This window comes from Rhodococcus sp. 2G (assembly GCF_001886355.1).
GTDB classification, from domain to species: domain Bacteria; phylum Actinomycetota; class Actinomycetes; order Mycobacteriales; family Mycobacteriaceae; genus Rhodococcus; species Rhodococcus pyridinivorans.
Genome location: NZ_CP018063.1, coordinates 2,221,849 through 2,245,166, shown reverse-complemented (window position 1 = coordinate 2,245,166; position 23,318 = coordinate 2,221,849). Strand labels below are relative to the sequence as shown.

Below are 23,318 nucleotides of genomic sequence, written 5' to 3'. Positions count from 1 at the left end.
TGTCTCGGAACGACAGCGCACCGGCGGCGCCGTAGGGTGAGCCGGTGAGCGACTCGGAGGGTCGGAACGACTCGGAGCAGCGGAACATCGTGCGCACCGGGGTGCTGTGCGGTCTGGGTGCCTACGGATTGTGGGGACTGTTCCCCGTCTACTTCGGTCTGCTCGAACCCGCCGGCGCCGTCGAGATCCTCGCGCACCGCGTGCTGTGGACCCTCGTGCTCATGCTGATCGTGCTGGGCGTCATGGGACGCCTCGGCACCCTGCGCGGCCTGTCGGCCCGCACCTGGGGCCTGGTCGCCGCGGCGTCCACCGCGATCGCGGTCAACTGGGGCGTCTACATCTACGGCGTCGTCTCGGGCCGGGTCGTGGAGACCGCACTCGGCTACTTCATCAACCCGCTCGTCAGCGTGGTATTCGGTGTCCTGTTCTTCCGGGAACGATTGCGGCCGGCGCAGATCGCGGCGCTGGTGCTCGCGGTGTGCGCGGTGGTGGTCATCACCGTCGACTACGGCAGACCACCGATCATCGCCTTGACCCTGGCGCTGTCCTTCGCGTCCTACGGGGTGATCAAGAAGATCGTGCCGCTCGATCCGCGCACGTCCCTGACAGGGGAGGGGATCGTCGCGGCCCCGTTCGCGCTCGGGTACGTGATCTTCCTCGCGGTGACCGGCACCGGCACCTTCCTCGGGCACGGCGTGGATCACACGGCTCTGCTCGTATCGGCGGGGCTGGTGACCGCAGTGCCGCTGCTGCTCTTCGGCGCGGCCGCACAACGGGTCCCGCTCGCGACACTCGGCATGCTGCAGTACCTCACGCCGAGCCTGCAGATGACGTGGGGTGTGGTGGTGCTCGGGGAGGACATGCCCGCCTCGCGGTGGATCGGTTTCGTCCTGATCTGGATCGCCCTGGCGGTGTACAGCACGGACGCACTCGTGCGGGCCCGTCGTCAGCGTGCCGTGGTCACTGCGGAGCCTCGCGCGGCTTAGACTCGTCTCTGCCCACAGACATCCCGGGAGAGGCACGCGTGGCTGACTCGTTCGTTCATCTGCACACCCACACCGAGTACTCGATGCTCGACGGTGCCGCGAAGGTCGGACCGTTGTTCAAGGAGGCCGAACGGCTGGGGATGCCGGCCGTGGGCATGACCGACCACGGAAACATGTACGGCGCCAGCGAGTTCTACAACGTCGCCAAGAAGTTCGGCATCAAGCCGATCATCGGCATCGAGGCGTACGTCGCGCCGGAGTCGCGCTTCTCCACCAAGCGTGTGCAGTGGGGTGATCCCGGCCAGAAGTCCGACGACGTCTCCGGCTCGGGTGCCTACACCCACATGACGATGGTCGCCGAGAACTCGACGGGCCTGCGGAACCTGTTCAAGCTGTCCTCCCTCGCATCGATCGAGGGTCAGCTCGGCAAGTGGGCCCGTATGGACGAAGAGCTCATCGCCCACCATCACGAGGGCATCATCGCCACGACCGGCTGCCCGTCGGGCGAGATCCAGACGCGCCTGCGCCTCGGCCACGAGCGCGAAGCGCTCGAAGCCGCCGCGAAGTGGCAGGAGATCTGGGGCAAGGACAACTTCTTCCTCGAGCTGATGGACCACGGCCTGTCCATCGAGCGTCGTGTGCGCGAGGGTCTGATCGAGATCGGCCGCAAGCTCGACATCCCGCCGCTGGTGACCAACGACTGCCACTACGTCACCAAGGATGCGGCCGCGAACCACGAGGCGCTGCTGTGCATCCAGACCGGTAAGACCCTCTCCGATCCCACCCGGTTCAAGTTCGACGGCGACGGCTATTACCTCAAGTCGGCGCAGGAGATGCGCGAGCAGTGGGACCGCGAGGTGCCGGGTGCGTGCGACAACACGCTGCTCATCGCCGAGCGCGTGCAGTCCTACGAGGACGTGTGGACCCACCGCGACCGGATGCCGATCTTCCCGGTGCCGGAAGGGGAGACGCAGGCGAGCTGGTTGCACAAGGAGGTCATGCGCGGCCTCGACCGTCGCTTCCCCGCCGGCCCGCCCCGCGAGTACGTCGAGCGCGCCGAGTACGAGATCAGCGTCATCAACCAGATGGGCTTCCCTGCTTACTTCCTCGTCGTCGGCGACCTCATCAACCACGCCCGCGAGGTCGGCATCCGCGTCGGCCCCGGCCGTGGTTCGGCCGCCGGTTCGCTCGTCGCCTACGCGATGGGCATCACCAACATCGACCCGATCCCGCACGGTCTGCTGTTCGAGCGGTTTCTCAACCCCGAGCGCGTGTCGATGCCCGATATCGATATCGACTTCGACGATCGTCGCCGCGGTGAGATGGTGCGCTACGCCACCGAGCGGTGGGGCAACGACAAGGTGGCCCAGGTCATCACGTTCGGCACCATCAAGACGAAGGCCGCGATCAAGGACTCCGCGCGAGTGCAGTTCGGCCAGCCCGGATTCGCGATCGCCGACCAGATCACCAAGGCACTTCCGCCGCCGATCATGGCGAAGGACATCCCGGTCTCGGGTATCACCGATCCGAGTCACGAGCGGTACAAGGAAGCCGCCGAGGTTCGTCAGCTGATCGAGTCCAACCCGGACATCAAGAAGATCTACGACACTGCGCTCGGGCTCGAGGGCCTGATCCGCAACGCCGGCGTCCACGCCTGCGCGGTGATCATGTCGTCCGAGCCGCTCATGGACGCGATCCCGCTGTGGAAGCGCGCGCAGGACGGCGCGATCATCACCGGCTGGGATTATCCGTCCTGCGAGGCCATCGGCCTGCTGAAGATGGACTTCCTCGGTCTGCGCAACCTCACCGTCATCGGCGACGCGATCGAGAACATCAAGGTCAACCGCGGGATCGATCTCGACCTCGACACCCTCCCGCTGGAGGATCCGGCGACCTACGAACTGCTCGCGCGTGGCGACACGCTCGGCGTGTTCCAGCTCGACGGCAGCGCCATGCGCGACCTGCTGCGCCGCATGCAGCCCACCGGCTTCGAGGACATCGTCGCGGTGCTCGCGCTGTACCGCCCCGGCCCGATGGGCATGAACGCGCACAACGACTACGCCGACCGCAAGAACGGGCGGCAAGAGGTCAAGCCGATCCACCCCGAGCTCGAGGAACCGCTGAAGGAGATCCTCGCCGACACCTACGGCCTGATCGTCTACCAGGAGCAGATCATGCAGATCGCTCAGAAGGTGGCCGGTTACTCGCTCGGACAGGCAGACCTGCTGCGTCGCGCGATGGGTAAGAAAAAGAAGGAGATCCTCGACGAGGCCTACGACGGCTTCGCGCAGGGCATGAAGGACAACGGCTTCTCGCAGGCGGCGATCACCGCGCTGTGGGACACCGTTCTGCCCTTCGCCGGTTACGCGTTCAACAAGTCGCACGCCGCCGGCTACGGCCTGGTCTCGTTCTGGACCGCCTACCTCAAGGCGAACTACCCGGCCGAGTACATGGCCGGTCTGCTCACCTCCGTCGGCGACGACAAGGACAAGGCCGCGGTCTATCTGTCCGACTGCCGCAAGATGGGCATCACGGTGCTGCCGCCGGACGTCAACGAGTCGCACACCAACTTCATGTCGGTGGGTGAGGACATCCGGTTCGGCCTCGGCGCCGTCCGCAACGTCGGCACGAACGTGGTCGCCTCGATCATCAAGGGGCGGGAGGAGAAGGGCCGCTACACCGACTTCTCCGACTATCTCAACAAGATCGACACCGTCGCGTGTTCGAAGAAGGTCACCGAATCCCTCATCAAGGCAGGTGCATTCGACTCGCTCGGACACCCGCGCAAGGGATTGATGCTCGTCCACGCCGACGCGATCGACGCGGTGATGAGCACGAAGAAGGCCGAGGCCATCGGCCAGTTCGACCTGTTCGGCGGCGACGACGCCGACGAGTCCGTCGCCGCGGTGTTCAACATCCGCATCCCCGAGGAGGAATGGGACACCAAGCACCGCCTCGCCCTCGAACGGGAGATGCTCGGCCTGTACGTCTCCGGGCACCCGCTCAACGGCGTCGAGCACGTCCTCGCGTCCCAGGCCGACACCCAGATCCCCGCGATCCTCGAAGGCGCGCTCAAGGACGGCAGCCAGGTCACCGTCGGCGGCATCCTCGCCTCGGTGAACCGGCGCATCAACAAGAACGGTCTCGCCTGGGCGTCCGCGCAGCTCGAGGACCTCACCGGTGGCATCGAGGTGCTGTTCTTCCCGCAGTCCTACGCCGTCTACGGCATGGACGTCGTGGAGGACTCGGTGGTGCTGGTCAAGGCCCGGGTGTCGATCCGTGACGACCGGATCTCCCTGATCGCCAACGATCTCGCCGTCCCCGACCTGTCGCAGATCGGGGTCGCGAAGCCGGTCTCGGTGTCGATGCCCACCCGGTTGTGCACCCCCGACAAGGTCGGTGCCCTCAAGAATGTGCTCACGCGCCATCCCGGTTCGTCCGACGTGCACGTGCGGCTCGTCACCGGCAGCAAGGTCACCGTCCTCAAGCTCGACGACAGCCTGCGGGTCGAAGCGTCGTCGGCGCTCATGGGCGACCTCAAGGCCCTGCTCGGGCCGGGCTGCCTGGCCACCTAGCGGTCCGCCGCGCGGCGCAAGCCCTTCGGTGAGCGCCGCGCGGGAAGCCGGGGTCGGCCGGTGCGTCTAGGAACGGAGTGCGTGCTGCTGGATCCTGCGGACCCACCACACGACGACGGTGACCGCAGCGGCACCGATGACGGCGCTCTGGGCGCTGGTGGTGACGACGAGGACCACGAGCAGGGTCAGGAGACCGGCCGCGAGTGCTTCGAGCTTGTACAGGGGCCAGATCGTGCCGGCGATGTCCACACCGTCGGTGCGCTCACGGTGTATCCGGGGGTCGAGCACGGACATCGCGGTGCACCTCCTGTAGACCGAGCGACTGTAGGCCGGGCGGAATTCTTTCTTCAGGATAGGCGCAGGGAAGAGTTCGGGCCACCGAACTCGACGATCGGGCGGCGACTGCTACAACGATTGTGTTGACTGGTCGGTATGCCACTGCACGGAGAATACGAACCGAGTCCCGTCGAATGGAGCGCCAAGCAGGTCGAGGAGTACGAGTCGTCGGGCGGAACCCGCGGCACCACCCTCCAGGGTCGACCGGTCATCATCCTGACCACGGTCGGCGCCAAGTCCGGCAAGCTCCGCAAGATCCCTCTCATGCGGGTCGAGCACGAGGGTAGGTACGCCGCTGTCGCCTCGCTCGGCGGTGCACCGAAGCATCCCGTTTGGTACCACAACATCGTCGCGAACCCGCACGTCGAGGTCAGGGACCGCACCGAGGTGTGGGACATGACCGCCCGCGAGGTCCACGGCGAGGAGAAGGCGCAGTGGTGGGAACGTGCCGTCGAGGCGTTCCCGCCCTACGCGGAGTACCAGGAGAAGACCGACCGCGAGATCCCCGTCTTCGTTCTCGAACCGGTCGAAGGCTCGTAGACCGAGCACGCTCGGACGGACTGTGCTGCTACCCCCTCGATGCGGATCCCGCCGTGGTGGTCGAATCGGGGGAGTGGCAGCATTGACGCGTGACCTCCACTTCGCGAACAGCAGAACCGATGACTCTGACCGCCGTGCCCTGCGCGGCCGACATCGATGCGGCTGCCGAGCGAATTTCGGAGGCGGTCGACCCAACGCCACTCGAGCGCAGCCCTCGACTCTCGGCGCTCGTAGGCGCCGACGTCTACCTCAAGCGGGAGGACCTCACCCGGGTGCGGTCCTTCAAGCTCCGTGGGGCGTACAACGCCATGGCGCAGCTCGACGCGGCCGAGCGCGCCGCGGGCGTCGTCACGGCCAGCGCCGGTAATCACGCGCAGGGTGTCGCCTACGCGTGCCGGGTGATGGGAATCCAGGGCCGGATCTACGTGCCCACCCGCACTCCCAAGCAGAAGTGCGATCGGATCCGTGTCCACGGCGGCGACAGCGTCGAACTCATCGGTGTCGGCGACACCTTCGACGCCGCGGCCGCAGCGGCAGCCGACGATGCGATCCGCACCGGTGCGACGATGATCCCGCCCTTCGACGACGCCCGCACCGCTGCCGGGCAGGGCACCATCGCGCGCGAGGTCCTCGAACAGCTCGACGGCGATCTCGACGTCGTGCTCGTCCCCGTGGGCGGGGGCGGCCTCATCGCCGGTGTCGCCGCCTATCTGCGCGAGCGGTCCCCACGCACGTCGATCGTCGGCGTCGAGCCGGCGGGTGCAGCGTCGATGACCGCCGCGCTGGTCGCGGGCGGTCCCGTCACGCTGCCGGAGGTCGAGCCGTTCGTCGACGGCGCTGCGGTCAAGCGGATCGGCGACATCCCCTACGCCGTGGTCTCCGAACTCGGTGCCGAGGTCGTGTCCCATTCGAGCCTGCCGCTCGTGGCCACGCTGCGCCGGGAGGGGCTCGGCCGGGCCCCGTTCGGGATGACCCAGATCGACGAGGGTGCGCTGTGCACCACGATGCTCGATCTGTACCAGAACGAGGGCATCATCGCCGAGCCCGCCGGCGCCCTGTCCGTCGCTGCCCTCGAGTCGATCTCGGTGCAGCCCGGAGCGAACGTGGTGTGCCTGGTGTCGGGCGGTAACAACGACGTCTCACGCTACGGCGAGATCATCGAGCGGTCGCTCGTCCACCGCGGGCTCAAACACTATTTCCTCGTGGACTTCCCCCAGGAGCCCGGCGCACTGCGCCGGTTCCTGGACGAAGTCCTCGGACCGGACGACGACATCACCCTGTTCGAGTACGTCAAGCGCAACAACCGGGAGACCGGTGCTGCCCTCGTCGGTATCGAACTGGGTGCCGCGGAAGACCTTTCGGCCCTGCTCAATCGCATGGACGCGTCGCCGATCGACGCGCAGCGACTCGAGCCGGGGTCGCCGGCCTACCGTTATCTGACGTAACCGGGTGGCCCGGTCACGTCACGGTTGGTGTGCGATCACCAGCGATTGCACACCAACCATGGGCCCCACCAATAGCAGTCGGGCCGCCAGTAGTGGTTCCGGTGATGGTCGCGGTCGTACTTCTTGTCGTGATGGTTGTAGTTCTTGTCGTGATCGTGGTGGTCGTACTTTCCGTGGTCGTCGTGTCCTCCGCTGACATTCACGATCCCGGGTGCCGTGTCGACGGTGGGGGTCGCCGATGCGACTCCGGCGGGAGCGAGGACGAGGGCGGTGCTGAGGAATACACTCGCCAGAATCTTCTTGGGTTGCATGGTGATTCACCTCGAGAATTCGACGGTACTTGAGACGGTACTCGCCCACTCGTGGCATAATCGACGACTTTTTTCGCCTGACGAACGTTATCGGCGGGGCATCTCGGGAGCCTCCAGGATCGCGAAGGACCAGCCCGGGATCAACACTGCGGACTCGGTGCGGTTGACCACCGGTTCGTCCCACCAGAGCAGCGGCCTCCCGCCGACCGGCACGGTGACGGGGTCGGGTCCGAGATTGCACGCCACGCGCAGCGCCCCGCGGTACACGACAAGCCATTTCTCGTCCTCGTCGTACGTCACGTGCACGTGCTCGAGCCAGGGATCGGTGAGCTCGGCACGGTCCCGCCGGAGCGCGACGAGCGCGCGGTAGCACTCCAGCAACCGGGCGTGCCCGCCCTCGTCGCGTTCGTCCCAGCGCAGCTTCGAGCCGATGAAGGTCTCCGGAGCCTGCGGGTCGGGTACGTCGGCGGCGTCCCAGCCGTGTTCGGCGAACTCGCGCCGGCGACCCTCGACCACGGCCGCGGCGAGTTCCGGTTCGGGATGCGACGTGAAGTACCGGAAGGGTGTGCTCGCACCCCACTCCTCGCCCATGAACAACATCGGCGTGAACGGGGACGTGAGCACGAGCGCCGCCTTGAGAGCGAGCTGACCGGGCTCGAGATAGGCACCCGGCCGATCGCCGAGCGCCCGGTTGCCGACCTGATCGTGCGTGCAGGTGTAGGCGACCAGACCGCTCGCCGGCGTGCGCCGGGTGTCGAGCGGGCGCCCGTGGACCCGGCCGCGGAAGCTCGAATACGTCCCGGCGTGGAAGAAGCCGTGCCCGAGCGTGTACGCGAGGCAGTCCAGCGAACCGAAGTCGCCGTAGTAGCCCTGCCGTTCACCGGACACCGCCGCGTGGATCGCGTGGTGGACGTCGTCGGCCCATTGTGCGTGCAGTCCGTATCCACCGCCGGGCCGGGGAGTGATCAGCTTCGGATCGTTGAGGTCCGATTCGGCGATCAACGACAGGGGGCGGCCGAGATGGGCGGACAGGCGGAACGTCTCGACCGACAGTTCCTCGAGGAGGTGTGTGGCGGTGTGGTCGATCAGCGCGTGCACGGCGTCGAGCCGGAGGGCGTCGATGTGGAAGTCGCGGAACCAGCGCAGCGCATTGTCGAGGATGTACCGGCGCACCTCCCCGGATCCGGGACCGTCGAGGTTGATGTTGTCGCCCCAGATTCCCGGGGCCGCGGAGAGATAGGGACCGAAGCGGCCCAGATAGTTTCCCGACGGACCGAGATGGTTGTAGACGACGTCGAGTGCCACCGCCAGTCCGCGCGCGTGGGCGGCGTCGACGAAACGCTGCAGGGCATCGGGGCCACCGTAGGGTTCGTGCACCGCGTACCAGAGCACGCCGTCGTAGCCCCATCCGTGGGTGCCGTTGAACGCGTTGAGCGGCATGAGTTCGACGAACTCGACACCGAGGTCCACGAGTTCGTCGAGACGGTCGATCGCCGAGTCGAGTGTGCCCTCGGGGGTGAAGGTCCCCACGTGCATCTCGTAGACGATGCTTCCTGTCAGTTGCCGGCCGGTCCAGCCGTGGTCGGTCCACTTCGTCTCGTCGAGCACGTGGAGCTGCGACGGCTCGTGCACGCCCTCCGGCTGCCGCGGAGATCGCGGGTCGGGAAGGACCGTCCCGGTGTCGTCGTCGAGCACGAAACCGTATCGGGTGTCGGGAGCGACGTCGACGGTGGTGCGCCACCAGCCGTCGTCGCCGCGTTGCATGTCGTGGAACCGTCCGTCGGCGAACAGTCGGACGGACGACGGGATCGGAGCCCAGACCTCGAAGGTGTGCACTCGACCAGCATGCCGTGTCGGAGGCGTCGGTGCAGGGGATGGCGCCACCGGCGTCCCACCCTGCCGCGCGTCAATTTTGTTGCAGCTGCAATGCACTCGATACTGGGGGAGTGAACCCGAATCCCGAGCGAGCCCGCCGACGGTACACCTCGCCGTTGCGGGAGGAAGCGGCCCGCCGAACCCGCGAGACGATCCGCGACGCCGCGGCGCGGCTGTTCGTTCGCGACGGCTACGTCAGCACCACCGTCAAGAACATCGCGGACGAAGCGGGTGTGGCGGTGCGGACGGTGTTCACCGCCTTCCCCGGCGGCAAGGCGGAGATCTTCCGCGAGGCGCTCGATCACGCGGTGGCCGGCGACGGCGATCCGCGCGCGGTCGCGGCGGCGGATCCGGAATCGTCCCACGGCAGCGGCGCGGTCTCGCACGTCGACCTCGTGGTCGAGCAGGTGGTCCGCTACGGCACCGCGATGCTCGAACGCGCGGGCGGGCTGCTCATGACCTCCGTGGAATCATCGGGGGCGGACCCCGACATGCGTCGTTTCGCCGCGGACGACGCGAAGGCGACGGCCGAGAACGCCCGCACCCTCGCGGAAGGACTCGAACACGCCGGCTGGCTGCGCGAGGACGTCACCGTCGAGCACGCGGCCGATGTCCTGTTCACCCTGAGTTCCCCGCAGGTGCACGCGCTGCTGAGACGGGATCGCGGATGGGACGTCGACCAGTACCGTCAGTGGCTCTCGGGGACGCTGCGCGCGACGCTGTTGCGACGAACGGCGCCGTGACGGAGTCGGTTCAGTCGTCGCCGCAGTCGTCGAGGTAGAGCCACTCGCCGTCCTCCCGCACGAACCGGCTGTGCTCGCGCATCGAGTCGGGCACCCCGTCCGCCGTCCAGTGCGCGCGGAAGTCCACCGTGCCGGTCGTATGCAGGAATCCGCCTCCGGTGGTGTGCAGGACCTCGAGCCCGGTCCAGCGCTGACCGGGGTCGAACTCGATCGAGCGCGGACGTGTGGACGGGTGCCAGGTGCGCAGCAGGTGCGCCGCATCGCGCGTCGCGAATGCCGTGTACCGCGAACGCATCAGTCGTTCGGCGGTGGGCGCGCTCGCACCGGCCAGCAGCGGCCCGCAGCATTCGGACAGGGGAACGCCGCGACCGCACGGGCACGGGGAATCCGGGCGGGTGTCGGTGCTGCGGTCGGCTCTGCTCATGGCCACAGTCTCCCCCGATGGGCTCGATCGCCCGGCCTCGGGGCGGTCAGAGCGGGAGCGGACGATGCCGGGCGTGAATGATGTTCTCGGACCGCGCGCTCCGGAGCGCTCCGTGATGCAGAATGCCGGACATGAATGCGCAGCGCTATGTCGGGGTCGTGGGGCCGGGTGAAGCCACGCCCGAACAGCGACGCCTCGCCCGCCAGGTCGGGGGACTCCTCGCCGGACGCCGGGCCGTCGTGGTCACCGGCGGTCTCGGTGGGGTGATGGCGGCAGCCTGCCGTGGCGCTGTGGAAGCCGGTGGGACGACCCTCGGCCTGCTGCCCGGAGACGACCGTGCCGAGGGCAATCCCTATCTGACGGTGGCCGTTCCCACGGGCCTCGGAGAGATGCGCAACGCGCTGCTCGTGCGCAGCAGCGACGCGTTGATCGCGGTGGGTGGAAGCTGGGGCACCATGAGCGAGATCGCGCTCGCGGTCCGCATCGGTGTTCCGGTCATCGCGATCGGCGGTTGGCGGATGCCCGCCGCCGGAGTGCTCGATGTCGAATCGCCCGCCGAGGCCGTCGAGTGCCTGCACGCACTGTTGTGGCGCAAGGACCCGATGTGAGCCGACCGTGACGACGCAGTAGGCACGACGCAGTAGGCACGACACCGTAGACGCGACGATGCCCGCCGATCCGGATCGGCGGGCATCGTCTGTTGTGGGCTCCTGTGGAGCAGGAATCTACGAGCCGGAGTTGGTGAGCTCGTAACGGCGGCGGTACTCCTCCTTGGACGTCTCGCTGATGTCGACGTCGGTGGCGCGGGCGCGCAGGGCGCCGACGGTGGCCTCCTCACGCGGGATGTGCTCGAAGGGATCCCAGTCGAAGAACTTCGCGGCGTTGGCGAAGGTGATCTTGTCGATCTCCTCGTCGGTGCACTCGCACGCGTCGAGTTCCTCCTCGAGCATCTCGGGGGAGTTCGGCCACGTCGAGTCGGAGTGCGGGTAGTCGCATTCCCACGCGATGGTGTCGACGCCGAGCCGGTGACGGTTGTTCAGTCCGCTCGGTTCGGTGATGTAGCAGGCGAGGAAGTTCTTGCGCCACACGTCCGTCGGGCTCATGCCGGCCGGCAGGAAGCTGGTGCCGGTCCGGGACTGGTTGACGACGTGGTCGTCGATGCTGATCATCACCATGTCTTCGGTCTTCATCGAAACCTCTCTCTGACTGCGCAAAGTCCTGTCGGCGACGGCGCTCGCGATGAGAACTAAATTTCCGTATTCGAGAACGTAAATCAAGGACTGCTGCGTATCGGGTGGATTCGGTAGGTGACGATCCTGAATCCACCCCTCGTCGGGATCGGATCCTGCTCGGAAATCCTGACATTGTTGCATGATTCGCCGAAGGCCGGAGCGGTGACGGAACCTTCGACCGTGAGAATGTAATTCTCTGTTTCGTGATCGACTACGTCGAGGGGTGATCGCATGTCCAGCTCGACGGGTGTGCCGGAGGGGTTCGACGATCGAAAATGACAAGAATGCTTGACATGAAATGACAAGCAGAGTTTACTTTTGGTGTGACCGACACACCGAGGAGCAACCGGGTCCGCGAATTCCGCAAGAAAGCGGGACTCACCCAGGCCGCGCTCGGCGACGCGGTCGGCGTCAGCAGACAGAGCATCGTCTCGACGGAGAAGGGTGACTACGCGCCCAGCGTGTACCTCGCCCTGCGTCTCGCCCTCAGACTCGACAGCACGGTCGAGGAACTGTTCCCGCTCACCATCTAGGAGCCCTCATGACGGTCTTCGTGAAAACCGCGCGCTTCATCGGCGATCTGGACGACGAATTCTACCGCGACGAACGTCAGCGAGACGTCTGGAACGAAGCATCGGCGGTGGGATTCCAGTTGTCCCTGTGGATCGCGCTGGTGGCGGCGGCGCTGCTCCCGTGGCTCGCCGGCCGGCCCGGGGCGTGGACGGCACTGGGCATCCTCGTGGCCTGGTTCGTCGTGTCGATCGTGACCCAGTTGTACGCGCGGCAACGCGACGTCGACCTGTACGCCACCGCGAAACTGTGGCGACCCCGCAGTGCCGCCGCCGCCGCGCTCTATCTCGTCGGCGTCGCCGGCATCTTCCTCCGCCTGCGTTACGAGAGCCATCCTTTCGAGAACGACGCCGCGACCTGGGCGGGGCGGGTCGTCGGCGCGGCGGTCGTCATCGTCCTCGCAGGACTGGTTCTCGCCTGGAGTCGGCGACGCACCCAGCGCCGGCTCGACGCTGAGGAAGCGCTCGACGCGCTCGAGGACTAACGCGCGCGGACGAGTGCTGCGACCGGCTGGGAGTCGAGCAGATCGGCGACCCGCACCCGACCGGTGAAGGAGCGTCTGGTCAGGGCATCCGACCAGTCGCCGTCCGGCAGGTCGACGGTCGTGTCCTTCCACCCCGAACGCGACAGCGCCACGGTGCGGCGGGAGGCCACCGCGAGGACATCGAGGTCGTCCGGCGCCGGACCGCGGCCGAACGCGAGCAGGTGCTCGGCGGCCGGGCCGGTGGCGAGGACCGGAACGTACGCCCCGCCGACGAAGCTCGCGGGTCGTTCGCGGCGCAACCGGAGCGCGGTGCGCACGATCGTGAACTTCGCCGGCGCCGAATCAGGGGCGTCGAGCAGCCGCCGTCGGACGTCGAACTCCACCGGCCGCCGGTTGTCCGGATCGACGAGCGAGTCGTCCCACAGTTCGGTGCCCTGATAGACGTCGGGGACGCCGGGGCCGAGCAGTTGCAACAGTTTCTGGCCGCACGAGACGGCCGCGACGTGCGGTTCGACCTCGGTCACGAAAGCGGTGAGCTCACCCGCGACCGGTCCGTCGATCACCGTGTCCAGCCAGTTGCCCACCGCGGTCTCGAATTCCTCGTCGACCTCGGTCCACGTGGTGCGGGTTCCGTTCTCGCGCAGCGCCTTCTGCGCGTACGCATGTACCCGTTCGCGCAGCTCGTCGGTCACCACTCCGTCGAGCGGCCAGACTCCGAACAGGGTCTGCCACAGGAACAGTCCGATCGCCGGATCCGGTGCGGGCGCCGACTCGTTCCACTGCCCGAGCCGACGGGACCACACGTCGGCGACCTGCGAGAGCACACCGATCCGCGCCCGGACGTCCTCGCTGCGTTTGGTGTCGTGGGTCGACAGGGTGGTCATCGCCCGCGGCCAGTGCCGTGCCCGCTGGGTCCACGCGAGGTGGAACTCGGCCGGGGTGGCCGAGAAACGGCCGGGTTGCCCGCCCACCTCCTGCAGCGAGATCAGCCGCGCCGCCCGATAGAACAGGCAGTCCTCGACCGCCTTGGCCGTCGCGGCACCGCACACCTGGCCGAAGCGGGACGCGGCCTCACCGCCGAGGGCCATCGCCCGGGCGAACACCGCGAGCGCAGGATCGAGCGCGGGTTGCGTCCGCGCGAGGTCGCCGACGATACGCGGCACCAGGGTCGCGAGCGGCGCGTAGTCGGCGCGGTAGACGGGAAGCTGTGCGGCGACGGCCATCACGGCCTCGCGCAGGGACGCGTCATCGCAGCCGGTGTCGCCGGTCTCGCGTCGGATCGCCCGCACGAGGCGGCGCACCTCCGGGGCGAGCCCGCTGCCGAGCACCGATCGTTTGAGGTCGTGTTCGCGGGCGTGCAGCCACGGCGCGTCGCCTTCGGCGCCGGTGAACCTGCGCGACAGGGCGTTCAGCTCCGACTCGCCGGACGGATCGACGAACACCGTCGACAGTTCGCCGAGTGCGTCGTAGCCGGTGGTGCCGTCCACCGGCAGCGTCGCATCCAGCGGTTCGGCATCGCCGAGGATCTTCTCGATCACGAGCCACCGCTCGGGGCCGATCACCTCGCGCAAGCGCGCGAGATAACCGGACGGATCGGCGAGACCGTCCGGATGGTCGACGCGGATCCCGTCGACCAGATCGTCGGCGATCCACGAGGCGACCTGCTCGTGCGTCGCGTCGAACACCGCGGGATCCTCCACCCGCACCGCGGCGAGATCGTCGACGGTGAAGAAGCGGCGGTATCCGATCAACCCCGAGTTCCACGCCACGAGCCGGTAGGCCTGCCGCGCGTGGACCTCCTCACCGGTGCCCTCGTCGGTCCCGGGAGCGATCGGGAATCGCTTGTCGTAGTAGGCGAGCATCGGCTCGTCGCCGGAGCGGTCGACGGTCAGCTCCTGCACCGCGTCGTCCGATCCGAGCACCGGCAGAGCGATCCGACCGTCCACACCGTTGTCGCCGGCGAGGTCGAGATCGAAGAACGACGCGTAGCGCGACTCGGAGCCGTGCTTCAGGACGTCCCACCACCACGCGTTCTGACGTGGGTCGGCCACCCCGACATGGTTGGGGACGATGTCGACGACCAGCCCCATGCCCCGTGCGCGTGCCTCCTTCGACAACCGTTCCAGACCCTCGCGTCCCCCGAGCGACTCGGAGACCGTGCCGGGATCGACCACGTCGTATCCGTGGGTGGACCCGATCGTCGCGCTGAGGACGGGGGAGAGGTAGACGTGCGAGACACCCAGGGCGTCGAGGTAGTCGAGCAGGGCGACGGCGTCGGCGAAGGTGCACTCGTCGCCGCGCATCTGGAGTCGGTAGGTGGACAACACCGGCGCAGTATTCCCCGCGCCGGCGCCGTTCACACCTGCCGACTCCGTACCGCCGGGGGTCACCGGGTCTTCCGGAGCACCAGAACCGAGCGTGCCTGCACCCGGACCGGCTTACCGGCGACGACGATCTCCTCGCGCAGACCGTCGGGAACGTCGGTGTCGAGCGCGACCGTCCATTCCTCGGCGTGCGGGCCGTCGGGGGTGACGAACTCGATCGGTTCGTGATGGGCGTTGAAGCACATCAGGAACGAGTCGTCGACGACGCGCTGCCCCCGCTGATCGGGTTCGGGGATGCCCTCGCCGTTGAGGAAGACCGCGAGCGACTTGCCGAAACCGCTGTCCCAGTCCTCTGGCATCATCTCGTCGCCGGCCGGTGTGAGCCACGCGATGTCGCGGGACTGATCACCGCTGCGGATGGGTCGGCCCTCGAAGAACCTGCGACGCCGGAAGACAGGGTGGTCGGTGCGCAGCGCGATCACGTTGCGGGTGAACGCGACCAGGTCGGCGTTGGACTCGGCGAGCGACCAGTCCACCCACGAGAGTTCGTTGTCCTGGCAGTACACGTTGTTGTTGCCCTGCTGGGTGCGACCGAACTCGTCGCCGTGGGCGAGCATCGGCGTGCCCTGCGACAGGATCAGCGTCGCGAGCATGTTGCGCTGCTGGCGCCCGCGCAGCGCGAGGACCTCGGGATCGTCCGTGGGGCCTTCCACACCGCAGTTCCACGACCGGTTGTGCGACTCACCGTCGCGATTGCCCTCGCCGTTGGCATCGTTGTGTTTCTCGTTGTACGACACCAGATCCGCAAGGGTGAACCCGTCGTGGGCGGTGACGAAGTTGACCGACGCGCCGGGACGGCGGCCGGTGTCCTCGTACAGATCCGACGAGCCGGTCAGGCGCGACGCGAACTCGCCGAGGGTGGCCGGTTCGCCGCGCCAGTAGTCGCGGACCGTGTCGCGGTACTTGCCGTTCCACTCCGTCCACTGACCGGGGAAGTTGCCCACCTGGTAACCGCCCTCACCGATATCCCACGGCTCGGCGATGAGCTTGACCTGCGAGACCACCGGATCCTGCTGGACGAGATCGAAGAAGGCCGACAGCCGGTCGACGTCGTGCAGCTCGCGCGCCAGGGTCGACGCGAGATCGAACCGGAAGCCGTCGACGTGCATCTCGGTCACCCAGTAGCGCAGCGAGTCCATGATCAGCTGCAGGGTGTGCGGGTGACGGGCGTTGAGGCTGTTGCCCGTCCCCGTGTAGTCCATGTAGTAGGCCTTGTCGTCGTCGACGAGGCGGTAGTAGGCGGCGTTGTCGATGCCGCGGAAGCAGATGGTGGGACCGAGATGGTTCCCCTCGGCGGTGTGGTTGTAGACCACGTCGAGGATCACCTCGATGCCCGCCTCGTGGAAGGCCCGCACCATCGCCTTGAACTCGGCGACCACGGCGCTCGGCTTGGTCGACGACGAGTACTCGGCGTGCGGCGCGAAGAACCCGAAGGTGTTGTACCCCCAGTAGTTCCGCAGCCCCTGGTCGAGCAGCACCTGGTCGTGCATGAACTGGTGCACGGGCATCAGTTCGATCGCGGTGACGCCGAGATCGAGGAGATGGTCGATGATCGCCGGGTGCGCGAGACCGGCGTAGGTGCCCCGCATGTGTTCGGGGACGTCCGGATGCGTGGCCGTCATGCCTTTGACGTGGGCCTCGTAGATGACCGTCTCGTTGTAGGGGCGGCGGGGATGACGATCCGTCGCCCAATCGAAGAACGGGTTGATCACCACGGTCGTCATGGTGTGGCCCAGCGAATCCAGGCCGGGAAGCTCCGCGGCGGCGTCGGAGGTCTGCCCCGTCGCGATCACCTCGGGCTCGGCGTCGTCGGTGGACACGGCGTCGCCGGTGGACGCGGCGTCGCCGGTGTCGGTGTCCTCGGTGTCGTCCGTGCTCTCGTCCGAGGCGCTGTCGGCCACGGGCTCGGCACCGGGCAGCGGGTACGAGAACAGCGACGGGTCGCCGTCGAACGACCCGTCGAACGCCTTCCCGTACGGGTCGAGGAGCAGCTTGCTCGGATCGCACCGGTGACCGTTCTCCGGATCGAACGGACCGTGCACGCGGTAGCCGTAACGCTGGCCGGGGGAGACCGTCGGAAGGTAGGCGTGCCAGACGTAACCGTCCACCTCCTCGAGCGGGATGCGGGTCTCGGTCCCGTCACGGGAGATCAGGCACAGCTCGACCTTCTCGGCGATCTCGGAGAACAGTGCAAAGTTCGTGCCCGCCCCGTCGTAGGTCGCGCCGAGGGGATAGGGGGATCCCGGCCACACTTCCAGGGGCTCGGGCATCTCGTCGCTGGCGCTCGCTTCGGTGGTCTCCATGCCCGCCAACAGTAGTCTTCCGGCGGTCCCGGCACCGGGTGAGCGCGTCACCACCAGCCGGTGGCGGGACCGAGTTGTCGGCCGAGCTCGGGCGTCAGCGTCCGGACGTAGGTCGTGGTGAGGTGGTTCTCGTCACGATAGATGAGGATGTTTCCCTCCACCGCCCGGCACAGATCCTGCCGGCAGAACTTGTCGGACAGGTCGAGCAGCGACACGGTGGGCAGGTGCGCGGATGCGGCGACGGCCGGGTCGATCGGGTCCAGCGCCTCCTCGCGCGGCACCCCGCACGTCTCCGCGGTGCCGCCCCCCGCAAGGCAGTCGGCGGCCCGATAGGCGAGATCGCCGCGGAACAGCCACGGGTTGTCGCGGATCGCCACCACCGGGATGCCGTAGTCGGCGAGCGTCTCCCACAGATCGACGTACCAGAACGGAACGAAGTCGCCCGGCCCTTCGCCCTGGTCCTTGGTGCGCGTCGACGTGGTGAACACGTAGTCGGGCGGATCCGCGCGCAGTTCGGCGAGCACGGCGGTCGACCATGTGTCGCACTCGACCGTCGGGGACTCCTCGACGAGCGGGGCGAGGGGATCGGAGAGCGGGCACCCGACCTTGAGATAGGTGTCGAGGCGGAAACCGTGTTCGATGCCGAGCGCGTCGAGCGCGGCGAGCCAATGCTCTGAGTGCGACCCCCCGACGATCACCATGCGGCGGGTCGCGAGCGGGTCGCCGTAGGTACAGGTCAACGGTGCGCGATTGGTGTGCTGGGCGATGCAGTTGTCGAGCGTCGCGGGAGGCAGGTCGCGATGGGCGACGAGCAGCGGCGGTTGCACCGGTTGCGGCTCGGTGGAGACGGCGGGATCGAACACCGCAGCGCCGGGGTACAGCTCCGTCGGCAGGGCGGCGACGCCCTCGAGGGCCTCCGTCGAACGGTCGACGTGGGTGTGCCAGAGGTTCGCGGCCCCGACGAGGGTGACGGCCAGGACCGTCACGAGACCCACGAGCGCGGTGCGGGACGGCCGAGGGGGTTCGACGCGGCGGATGGGGTCCTCGAACCACCGGGTCGACGCCTCGGCGAGCAGCAGCGACAGGGCGATCACGACGAGCCCGCCCACCAGGCCGACCGACGGGTGCCCGAGCACGATCAGGTAACCGATGAGGATCGGCCAGTGCCACAGGTACAGCGCGTAGGCGATCGCCCCGAGGCGCACCATGGGCGCGGATGCCAGCAGTCGCGCCGACGGCGTGTCGTGCTCGGAGCCGGAGCCGGAGCCGGAGCCGGAGCGGATACCCGCGACGACGAGCGCCATGGCCGCACCGACGGGGACGAGCGCCCACGGCCCGGGGAAGAGGGAGTTGCCGTCGAGGACGAAGCCGCACGCGAGCAGCACCGCGAGTCCGAGCGCACCGAGCACGATCCGCAGCGCGCGCGGAACCCGCAGCCACGGCGACAGGCACATCAGCAGTCCGCCGAGAGTCAGCTCCCAGGCACGGGCGGCGCTGTCGTAGTACAGCCACGACTGCGGCCGGTCGGCGAGCACCGCGTACGCCAGCGACGCCGCGGTGAGGGCGGCCAGCAGCACCGTCAGGGGCAGGCGGACCGGCACCGACATCCGCCGCAACAGCCACGCGAAGCCGAACACCACCACGAGCGCCGCGATGTAGAACTGGCCCTGCACGGCGATCGACCACAGGTGCTGGAGCGGGCTGACCATCGGATCCGCGGCCAGATAGTCGCTTGCCGTGCGGGCGAGATACCAGTTCTGGAAGAACAGCAGCGACGCCCCGGTCTGGTCGGCCACCTCGAGCCACTGCGTGAACGGCCGCAGCACCACCGTGGCGGCCGCGACAGCGGTGAGCACGACGACGAGCGGAGGCAGCAGACGCCGGCCGATCCGCCGCAGGACGGGACGCGGATCGAGCGGGGCCGAGGAGTCGGCGGTCCTCAGGAGCGTGCCCACGAAGAAGAAGCCGGAGAGCGCCAGGAAGACGTCGACACCACCGGAGACGCGACCGAACCAGACGTGGAAGATCACCACGAGCGCGATCGCGAGACCGCGCAATCCGTCGATGTCGGCACGACGCGCGGGGCGCCTGCCTGCTGTCCGCGCGCCACTCTCGAGTTCCGGTCCCGAGGTGTGGACGGACATGTGACGGATACCCCCGGTGTCTTACGTGTTCGGCTGTGCTGCGAACCGGGCGACGAACGCACCGGCCGATTGCCGTGAGCGTCGTTCACGGCAACTCGGGCAGACTACGCGGCTGCGGGCGGCGACCTCCAACCGCCTACAGTTTGGGCGTGGGCAACTCTCCTCTCCCGGTCGAGCGGATCCGCACCCTCGACGCTCGGCACCTCTGGCACCCCTACGGCGCGTTTCCGGCGACCACCGAATCGTTGGTGGTCGACCGTGCCCACGGTACCCGGATCGTCCTCGCCGACGGTCGTGAGCTGGTCGACGGCATGAGTTCGTGGTGGGCCGCGGTGCACGGATACGGGCATCCCGTCCTCGACGCGGCCGTCCGCGATCAGCTCGACCGGATGAGCCACGTGATGTTCGGCGGCCTCACCCACGAGCCCGCCGCGCGGCTCGCGGAACTGCTCGTCGACATCACCCCCGCCGGTCTCGACACCGTCTTCCTCGCCGACTCGGGCTCGGTGTCGGTGGAGGTGGCCGTGAAGATGGCGGTGCAGTACCAGCGTGCCGTCGGCAGACCGGGACGGCGTCGCCTGCTCACCTGGCGCGGCGGCTACCACGGCGACACCTTCGCCCCGATGAGCGTGTGCGATCCGGAGGGCGGCATGCACGCACTGTGGACCGACATGCTCGCGCGGCAGGTCTTCGCCCCCGCCCCGCCGGCCCGTTTCGATCCCGACTACGTCGCGCACTTCGAGGCGGTCCTGCTCGAGCACGTCGACGAGCTCGCCGCGATCGTGGTCGAGCCGGTCGTCCAGGGCGCCGGCGGCATGCGCTTCCACGACCCGCGGTATCTGCGCGAGCTGCGCAGGATGTGCGACGAGCACGGACTGGTACTGATCTTCGACGAGATCGCGACCGGTTTCGGGCGCACAGGCGAACTCTTCGCCGCCGACCACGCGCAAGTGAGCCCGGACGTGATGTGCGTGGGCAAGGCACTCACCGGCGGATACATGACCCTCGCAGCGACATTGTGCACGCGGGCCGTCGCCGAAGCGATCAGCGCGGGGGAGGGTGGCGGTGTGATGCACGGCCCGACCTTCATGGGCAACCCGCTCGCGTGCGCCGTCGCCGTCGCGGCGGTCGAACTGCTGCTCTCCCGCGACTGGCGGGCCGAGGTGGCGGCGGTGAACGCGGGACTGACGGAGGGACTCGCGCCGGCACGCGAGTTGCCGGGGGTCGCGGACGTCCGCGTCCTCGGAGGCATCGGCGTGATCGAACTCACCGATCCGGTGGACATGCGCGCGACGACCGACGCCGCCGTGGCGGCCGGGGTGTGGCTGCGGCCGTTCCGCAATCTCGTCTACGCGATGCCGCCCTACATCTGCTCGGCCGACGATCTCGCGGCGATCACCTCGGGGATGATCGCCGCCGTCAGCGCGAATGCTCGGTGACCGAAGGGGTCAGCGGACGGCGGTGAGGAACCCCGCGATCGCGTCGGCCACCGGCGTCGGGGTGGTGACCTGCGCGAAGTACTCGTGCCCCGCGAACTCGACCAGCCGGGTGTCGGGCATGACGCGCAGGGCTTCGGTGGCCACGAGGTGGTGCTGTGCGGTCCGCGAGCCCTGCAGGAAGAGGGTCGGGGTCGTGACCGAGGCGTACCTCGTGACGTCCGGCCCGTGACCGTCGATGTAGGAGTGCCCGACGAGCGAGGCGTCCGGTCCGGCGGCGTCGAGGACCGCGGCGATGTCGGCGATCTCGGTGTCGATCGAGTACGCGTCGGCGTCGCCGCTGAGGCCGCGCCCGCGCCGGTCCACGAGATGGACGGTGAAGCGGTCCGCCAGGGCGGATGCCATACGCGACCATTCGTCCCCGGTCGCGATGCTGCTGTGCACGACGACGAGACCCGGACCCTGCCCGAGCTTGCGGAATCCGATCGTCGTTCCGTCCCGGGATTCGATGTGGACGACCACCTCCCATGCCGTTCGTCGGGGTCTGCCGAACCGTCCGAGCCTACGACCCGAGCCGACCGACGTGACGACTTGAACGGTGTTCAAGTATGGTCACCGCTCATGACCGCACATCCCGCCCTGGCGTGGCTCGACGACACCGCAGCGGCGCGACGCGCAGCGGGCCTGCACCGCGACCCCGTCGTCCGAACCCCCGGCTCGACCGTCGTCGACCTCGCCTCCAACGACTATCTCGGCCTGACCCGCCATCCCGAGGTCCTCGCGGGAGCGACCGCTGCCCTGCGGCGGTGGGGAGCCGGCGCCACCGGATCGCGGCTGGTCACCGGCACCACCGCCGAACACGAACTCCTCGAACGCGAACTCGCCGACTTCGTCGGGGCCGACAGCGGCCTGGTGTTCTCGAGCGGATACGCCGCGAACCTCGGTGCCGTCGCCGCCCTCGGTGGCAAGGACGCACTGATCGTCTCCGACGCCGGCGGTCACGCCTCGCTCGTCGATGCGTGCCGGCTGTCCCGCTCGAGGATCGTCGTCACCCCGCACAACGACGTCGATGCAGTCGTGCACGCCCTCGCGACCCGCACCGAGGCCCGCGCGCTCGTCCTGACCGACTCGGTGTTCAGCACCGACGGCGACCTTGCGCCGCTGCGGGCACTGCATCGCGTCTGCCGAGCGCACGGCGCGTTGCTCCTCGTCGACGAGGCCCACGGAGTGGGAGTCCGCGGCGCGGGGGGCCGCGGACTCGTCCACGAAGTGGGCCTCGCCGGCGAGCCCGATGTGGTCGTCACCGCGACGCTGTCGAAATCCCTTGCCTCCCAGGGCGGAGCCGTCCTCGCCGACGGGCGTGTGCGGGAACATCTCGTGGACACCGCGCGCACCTTCATCTTCGACACCGGACTCGCCCCGGCCGCCGTCGGTGCCGCCCGGGGTGCGCTGAAGGTGCTGCGCACCGAACCCGCCCGTGCCGCTGCCGTGCTCGAGCAGGCCGCGCACCTGGCTCGTCTCACGGGCGTCGAGGCGCCGCTGTCCGCCGTGGTGTCGGTGATCCTCGGCGACCCGCACGTTGCCGCCGACGCCGCGGCGCGGTGCCGCGACCGCGGCGTGCACGTCGGCTGCTTCCGGCCACCCTCGGTTCCGGCCGGTACCTCGCGGCTGCGCCTGACGGCACGCGCGAACCTCACCGACGACGAACGCGCCCTCGTCGACGAGGTGCTCACCGACGTCCTCGCGGGCGCCCGGGCGTGAGCATCCTCGTCGTCACCGGCACGTCGACCGATGTGGGCAAGACCGTCGCGACCGCGGCACTCGCCGCGAACGCCGTGGCCGCGGGACTGCGGGTCGCGGTGTGCAAACCCGCCCAGACGGGCGTGACGGACGACGGGCCGGGCGACCTGCAGGAGATCCGGCGACTGGCCGGGGACCGTGTCCGGCTCGTCGAACTCGCGCGGTATCCCGATCCGCTCGCACCGGATACCGCCGCGCGGCGCAGCGGACGCCCGATGCTCACCCTCGAGGAGATCGTCGACACCGTCCGGATTCTCGACACCGAGTACGACCTCACCCTGGTCGAGGGGGCGGGAGGTCTGCTCGTACGGCTCGGCGCGGGCGGTTTCACCCTCGCTGACGTCGCGGCCGCGCTCGGAGCGCCGGCGGTGATCGTCGCCGCCGCGGGACTGGGCACGCTCAACCACACCGCGCTCACCGTGGCCGCGCTCCGCTCTTCAGGGGTGGAGTGTCCGGGAGTGATCATCGGATCCTGGCCTACTGCACCGGATCTGGCGGAGCGGTGCAACCTCGACGACCTCCCCGACGTCACAGGCGTCCCCGTCGTGGGCAGGATCCCGGCCGGCAGCGGCGCCCTCGACGCCCGCGTCTTCGCCACCCGTGCCTCTCGGTGGTCGGATCTGCCGCTCCCGACGAAACGGCGTGCGGGCGGATCTTCCGCTGCACTGTGATGGATGCCACATTGCAACTGGCCTGTTCCCATCGTGTCGGCCGGCGCGACATGCCGATA

20 protein-coding genes are annotated in these 23,318 nt (G+C 68.6%); 11 read left to right on the top strand and 9 right to left on the bottom strand.

Features of this window, described 5'->3' with window-relative positions; translation table 11 throughout:
* The first annotated feature begins 44 nt into the window (after positions 1-44).
* Together rarD and dnaE are read left to right on the top strand one after the other, a co-directional pair.
* Positions 45-986 carry an EamA family transporter RarD gene (gene rarD / locus BO226_RS10480; protein ID WP_442977401.1) on the top strand — a complete coding sequence of 314 codons (942 nt, stop codon included), beginning with the start codon at positions 45-47 and terminating at the stop codon, positions 984-986.
* Positions 987-1,024: 38 nt separating this feature from the next.
* Positions 1,025-4,561, top strand: coding sequence for a DNA polymerase III subunit alpha (gene dnaE, locus BO226_RS10475; RefSeq protein WP_071935181.1), 3,537 nt, complete (start codon positions 1,025-1,027; stop codon positions 4,559-4,561).
* A 66-nt stretch (positions 4,562-4,627) separates the two neighbouring features.
* Here dnaE and BO226_RS10470 read toward each other — a convergent pair whose 3' ends face one another.
* Positions 4,628-4,855, bottom strand: a complete 228-nt coding sequence (locus tag BO226_RS10470; RefSeq protein ID WP_006554120.1) for a hypothetical protein — start codon at positions 4,853-4,855, stop codon at positions 4,628-4,630.
* 138 nt (positions 4,856-4,993) lie between these two features.
* Here BO226_RS10470 and BO226_RS10465 point away from each other — a divergent pair, with 138 nt between their 5' ends.
* Both BO226_RS10465 and ilvA read left to right on the top strand, forming a co-directional pair.
* Complete coding sequence (locus BO226_RS10465; protein ID WP_024101255.1) at positions 4,994-5,437, top strand: nitroreductase family deazaflavin-dependent oxidoreductase; 444 nt, start codon at positions 4,994-4,996, stop codon at positions 5,435-5,437.
* 119 nt (positions 5,438-5,556) lie between these two features.
* A complete protein-coding gene (gene ilvA, locus BO226_RS10460) occupies positions 5,557-6,882 on the top strand; it encodes a threonine ammonia-lyase IlvA (RefSeq protein WP_071935180.1) in 1,326 nt (441 codons plus the stop codon).
* 35 nt (positions 6,883-6,917) lie between these two features.
* Here the strand turns inward: ilvA and BO226_RS10455 are convergent, their stop codons facing one another.
* On the bottom strand, positions 6,918-7,193 hold the full coding sequence (locus tag BO226_RS10455; protein ID WP_019289739.1) for a hypothetical protein: 276 nt from the start codon (positions 7,191-7,193) through the stop codon (positions 6,918-6,920).
* Between the two features lie 87 nt (positions 7,194-7,280).
* Positions 7,281-9,029, bottom strand: coding sequence for a malto-oligosyltrehalose trehalohydrolase (gene treZ / locus BO226_RS10450; protein WP_071935179.1), 1,749 nt, complete (start codon positions 9,027-9,029; stop codon positions 7,281-7,283).
* 110 nt (positions 9,030-9,139) lie between these two features.
* Here treZ and BO226_RS10445 point away from each other — a divergent pair, with 110 nt between their 5' ends.
* A complete protein-coding gene (locus BO226_RS10445; RefSeq protein WP_024101252.1) occupies positions 9,140-9,811 on the top strand; it encodes a TetR/AcrR family transcriptional regulator in 672 nt (223 codons plus the stop codon).
* A 10-nt stretch (positions 9,812-9,821) separates the two neighbouring features.
* Here BO226_RS10445 and BO226_RS10440 read toward each other — a convergent pair whose 3' ends face one another.
* Positions 9,822-10,235: a YchJ family protein gene (locus BO226_RS10440; protein ID WP_071935178.1), complete on the bottom strand. Its 414-nt coding sequence runs from the start codon at positions 10,233-10,235 to the stop codon at positions 9,822-9,824.
* Between the two features lie 122 nt (positions 10,236-10,357).
* Here BO226_RS10440 and BO226_RS10435 point away from each other — a divergent pair, with 122 nt between their 5' ends.
* Positions 10,358-10,843: a TIGR00725 family protein gene (locus BO226_RS10435; protein WP_006554113.1), complete on the top strand. Its 486-nt coding sequence runs from the start codon at positions 10,358-10,360 to the stop codon at positions 10,841-10,843.
* A gap of 117 nt (positions 10,844-10,960) precedes the next feature.
* Here BO226_RS10435 and BO226_RS10430 read toward each other — a convergent pair whose 3' ends face one another.
* On the bottom strand, positions 10,961-11,425 hold the full coding sequence (locus BO226_RS10430) for a hypothetical protein (RefSeq protein WP_232238101.1): 465 nt from the start codon (positions 11,423-11,425) through the stop codon (positions 10,961-10,963).
* A 365-nt stretch (positions 11,426-11,790) separates the two neighbouring features.
* Between BO226_RS10430 and BO226_RS10425 the strand changes: the two genes are divergently transcribed.
* Both BO226_RS10425 and BO226_RS10420 read left to right on the top strand, forming a co-directional pair.
* Positions 11,791-12,000, top strand: a complete 210-nt coding sequence (locus BO226_RS10425) for a helix-turn-helix transcriptional regulator (protein WP_071935177.1) — start codon at positions 11,791-11,793, stop codon at positions 11,998-12,000.
* An 8-nt stretch (positions 12,001-12,008) separates the two neighbouring features.
* Positions 12,009-12,521: a DUF2029 domain-containing protein gene (locus tag BO226_RS10420; RefSeq protein WP_006554110.1), complete on the top strand. Its 513-nt coding sequence runs from the start codon at positions 12,009-12,011 to the stop codon at positions 12,519-12,521.
* Here the strand turns inward: BO226_RS10420 and treY are convergent.
* The 3 genes from treY to BO226_RS10405 form a co-directional block, all read right to left on the bottom strand.
* The gene (gene treY, locus BO226_RS10415) at positions 12,518-14,824 is read right to left on the bottom strand and encodes a malto-oligosyltrehalose synthase (RefSeq protein WP_232238117.1); all 2,307 of its coding nucleotides are present in this window, start codon (positions 14,822-14,824) and stop codon (positions 12,518-12,520) included. The genes BO226_RS10420 and treY overlap by 4 nt on opposite strands.
* 83 nt (positions 14,825-14,907) lie before the next feature.
* Complete coding sequence (glgX, locus tag BO226_RS10410; RefSeq protein ID WP_071935175.1) at positions 14,908-17,208, bottom strand: glycogen debranching protein GlgX; 2,301 nt, start codon at positions 17,206-17,208, stop codon at positions 14,908-14,910.
* A gap of 47 nt (positions 17,209-17,255) precedes the next feature.
* Complete coding sequence (locus BO226_RS10405; protein ID WP_071935174.1) at positions 17,256-19,352, bottom strand: acyltransferase family protein; 2,097 nt, start codon at positions 19,350-19,352, stop codon at positions 17,256-17,258.
* 149 nt (positions 19,353-19,501) lie between these two features.
* Between BO226_RS10405 and BO226_RS10400 the strand changes: the two genes are divergently transcribed.
* Entirely contained in the window at positions 19,502-20,791 is a 1,290-nt protein-coding gene (locus tag BO226_RS10400; protein WP_071935173.1) for an adenosylmethionine--8-amino-7-oxononanoate transaminase, read from the top strand.
* A 9-nt stretch (positions 20,792-20,800) separates the two neighbouring features.
* Here BO226_RS10400 and BO226_RS10395 read toward each other — a convergent pair whose 3' ends face one another.
* The gene (locus BO226_RS10395; RefSeq protein WP_071935172.1) at positions 20,801-21,310 is read right to left on the bottom strand and encodes an alpha/beta fold hydrolase; all 510 of its coding nucleotides are present in this window, start codon (positions 21,308-21,310) and stop codon (positions 20,801-20,803) included.
* Positions 21,311-21,409: 99 nt separating this feature from the next.
* Between BO226_RS10395 and BO226_RS10390 the strand changes: the two genes are divergently transcribed.
* Complete coding sequence (locus BO226_RS10390; RefSeq protein WP_071935171.1) at positions 21,410-22,549, top strand: 8-amino-7-oxononanoate synthase; 1,140 nt, start codon at positions 21,410-21,412, stop codon at positions 22,547-22,549.
* Positions 22,546-23,259, top strand: a complete 714-nt coding sequence (gene bioD, locus BO226_RS10385; protein ID WP_071935170.1) for a dethiobiotin synthase — start codon at positions 22,546-22,548, stop codon at positions 23,257-23,259. Before BO226_RS10390 ends, bioD begins: the two co-directional genes overlap by 4 nt.
* Positions 23,260-23,318 lie beyond the last annotated feature (59 nt).

Bases quoted from the DNA above. Each gene is read 5' to 3' on its own strand.
- BO226_RS10405 (WP_071935174.1), bottom strand. From the start codon at position 19,352: ATGTCCGTCCACACCTCGGGACCGGAACTCGAGAGTGGCGCGCGGACA.
- BO226_RS10430 (WP_232238101.1), bottom strand. From the start codon at position 11,425: ATGAAGACCGAAGACATGGTGATGATCAGCATCGACGACCACGTCGTC.
- BO226_RS10440 (WP_071935178.1), bottom strand. From the start codon at position 10,235: ATGAGCAGAGCCGACCGCAGCACCGACACCCGCCCGGATTCCCCGTGC.
- BO226_RS10470 (WP_006554120.1), bottom strand. From the start codon at position 4,855: ATGTCCGTGCTCGACCCCCGGATACACCGTGAGCGCACCGACGGTGTG.
- ilvA (WP_071935180.1), top strand. From the start codon at position 5,557: ATGACTCTGACCGCCGTGCCCTGCGCGGCCGACATCGATGCGGCTGCC.
- BO226_RS10420 (WP_006554110.1), top strand. From the start codon at position 12,009: ATGACGGTCTTCGTGAAAACCGCGCGCTTCATCGGCGATCTGGACGAC.
- BO226_RS10435 (WP_006554113.1), top strand. From the start codon at position 10,358: ATGCCGGACATGAATGCGCAGCGCTATGTCGGGGTCGTGGGGCCGGGT.
- treY (WP_232238117.1), bottom strand. From the start codon at position 14,824: ATGCGCGGCGACGAGTGCACCTTCGCCGACGCCGTCGCCCTGCTCGAC.
- BO226_RS10465 (WP_024101255.1), top strand. From the start codon at position 4,994: ATGCCACTGCACGGAGAATACGAACCGAGTCCCGTCGAATGGAGCGCC.
- glgX (WP_071935175.1), bottom strand. From the start codon at position 17,208: ATGGAGACCACCGAAGCGAGCGCCAGCGACGAGATGCCCGAGCCCCTG.
- BO226_RS10390 (WP_071935171.1), top strand. From the start codon at position 21,410: ATGACCGCACATCCCGCCCTGGCGTGGCTCGACGACACCGCAGCGGCG.
- BO226_RS10455 (WP_019289739.1), bottom strand. From the start codon at position 7,193: ATGCAACCCAAGAAGATTCTGGCGAGTGTATTCCTCAGCACCGCCCTC.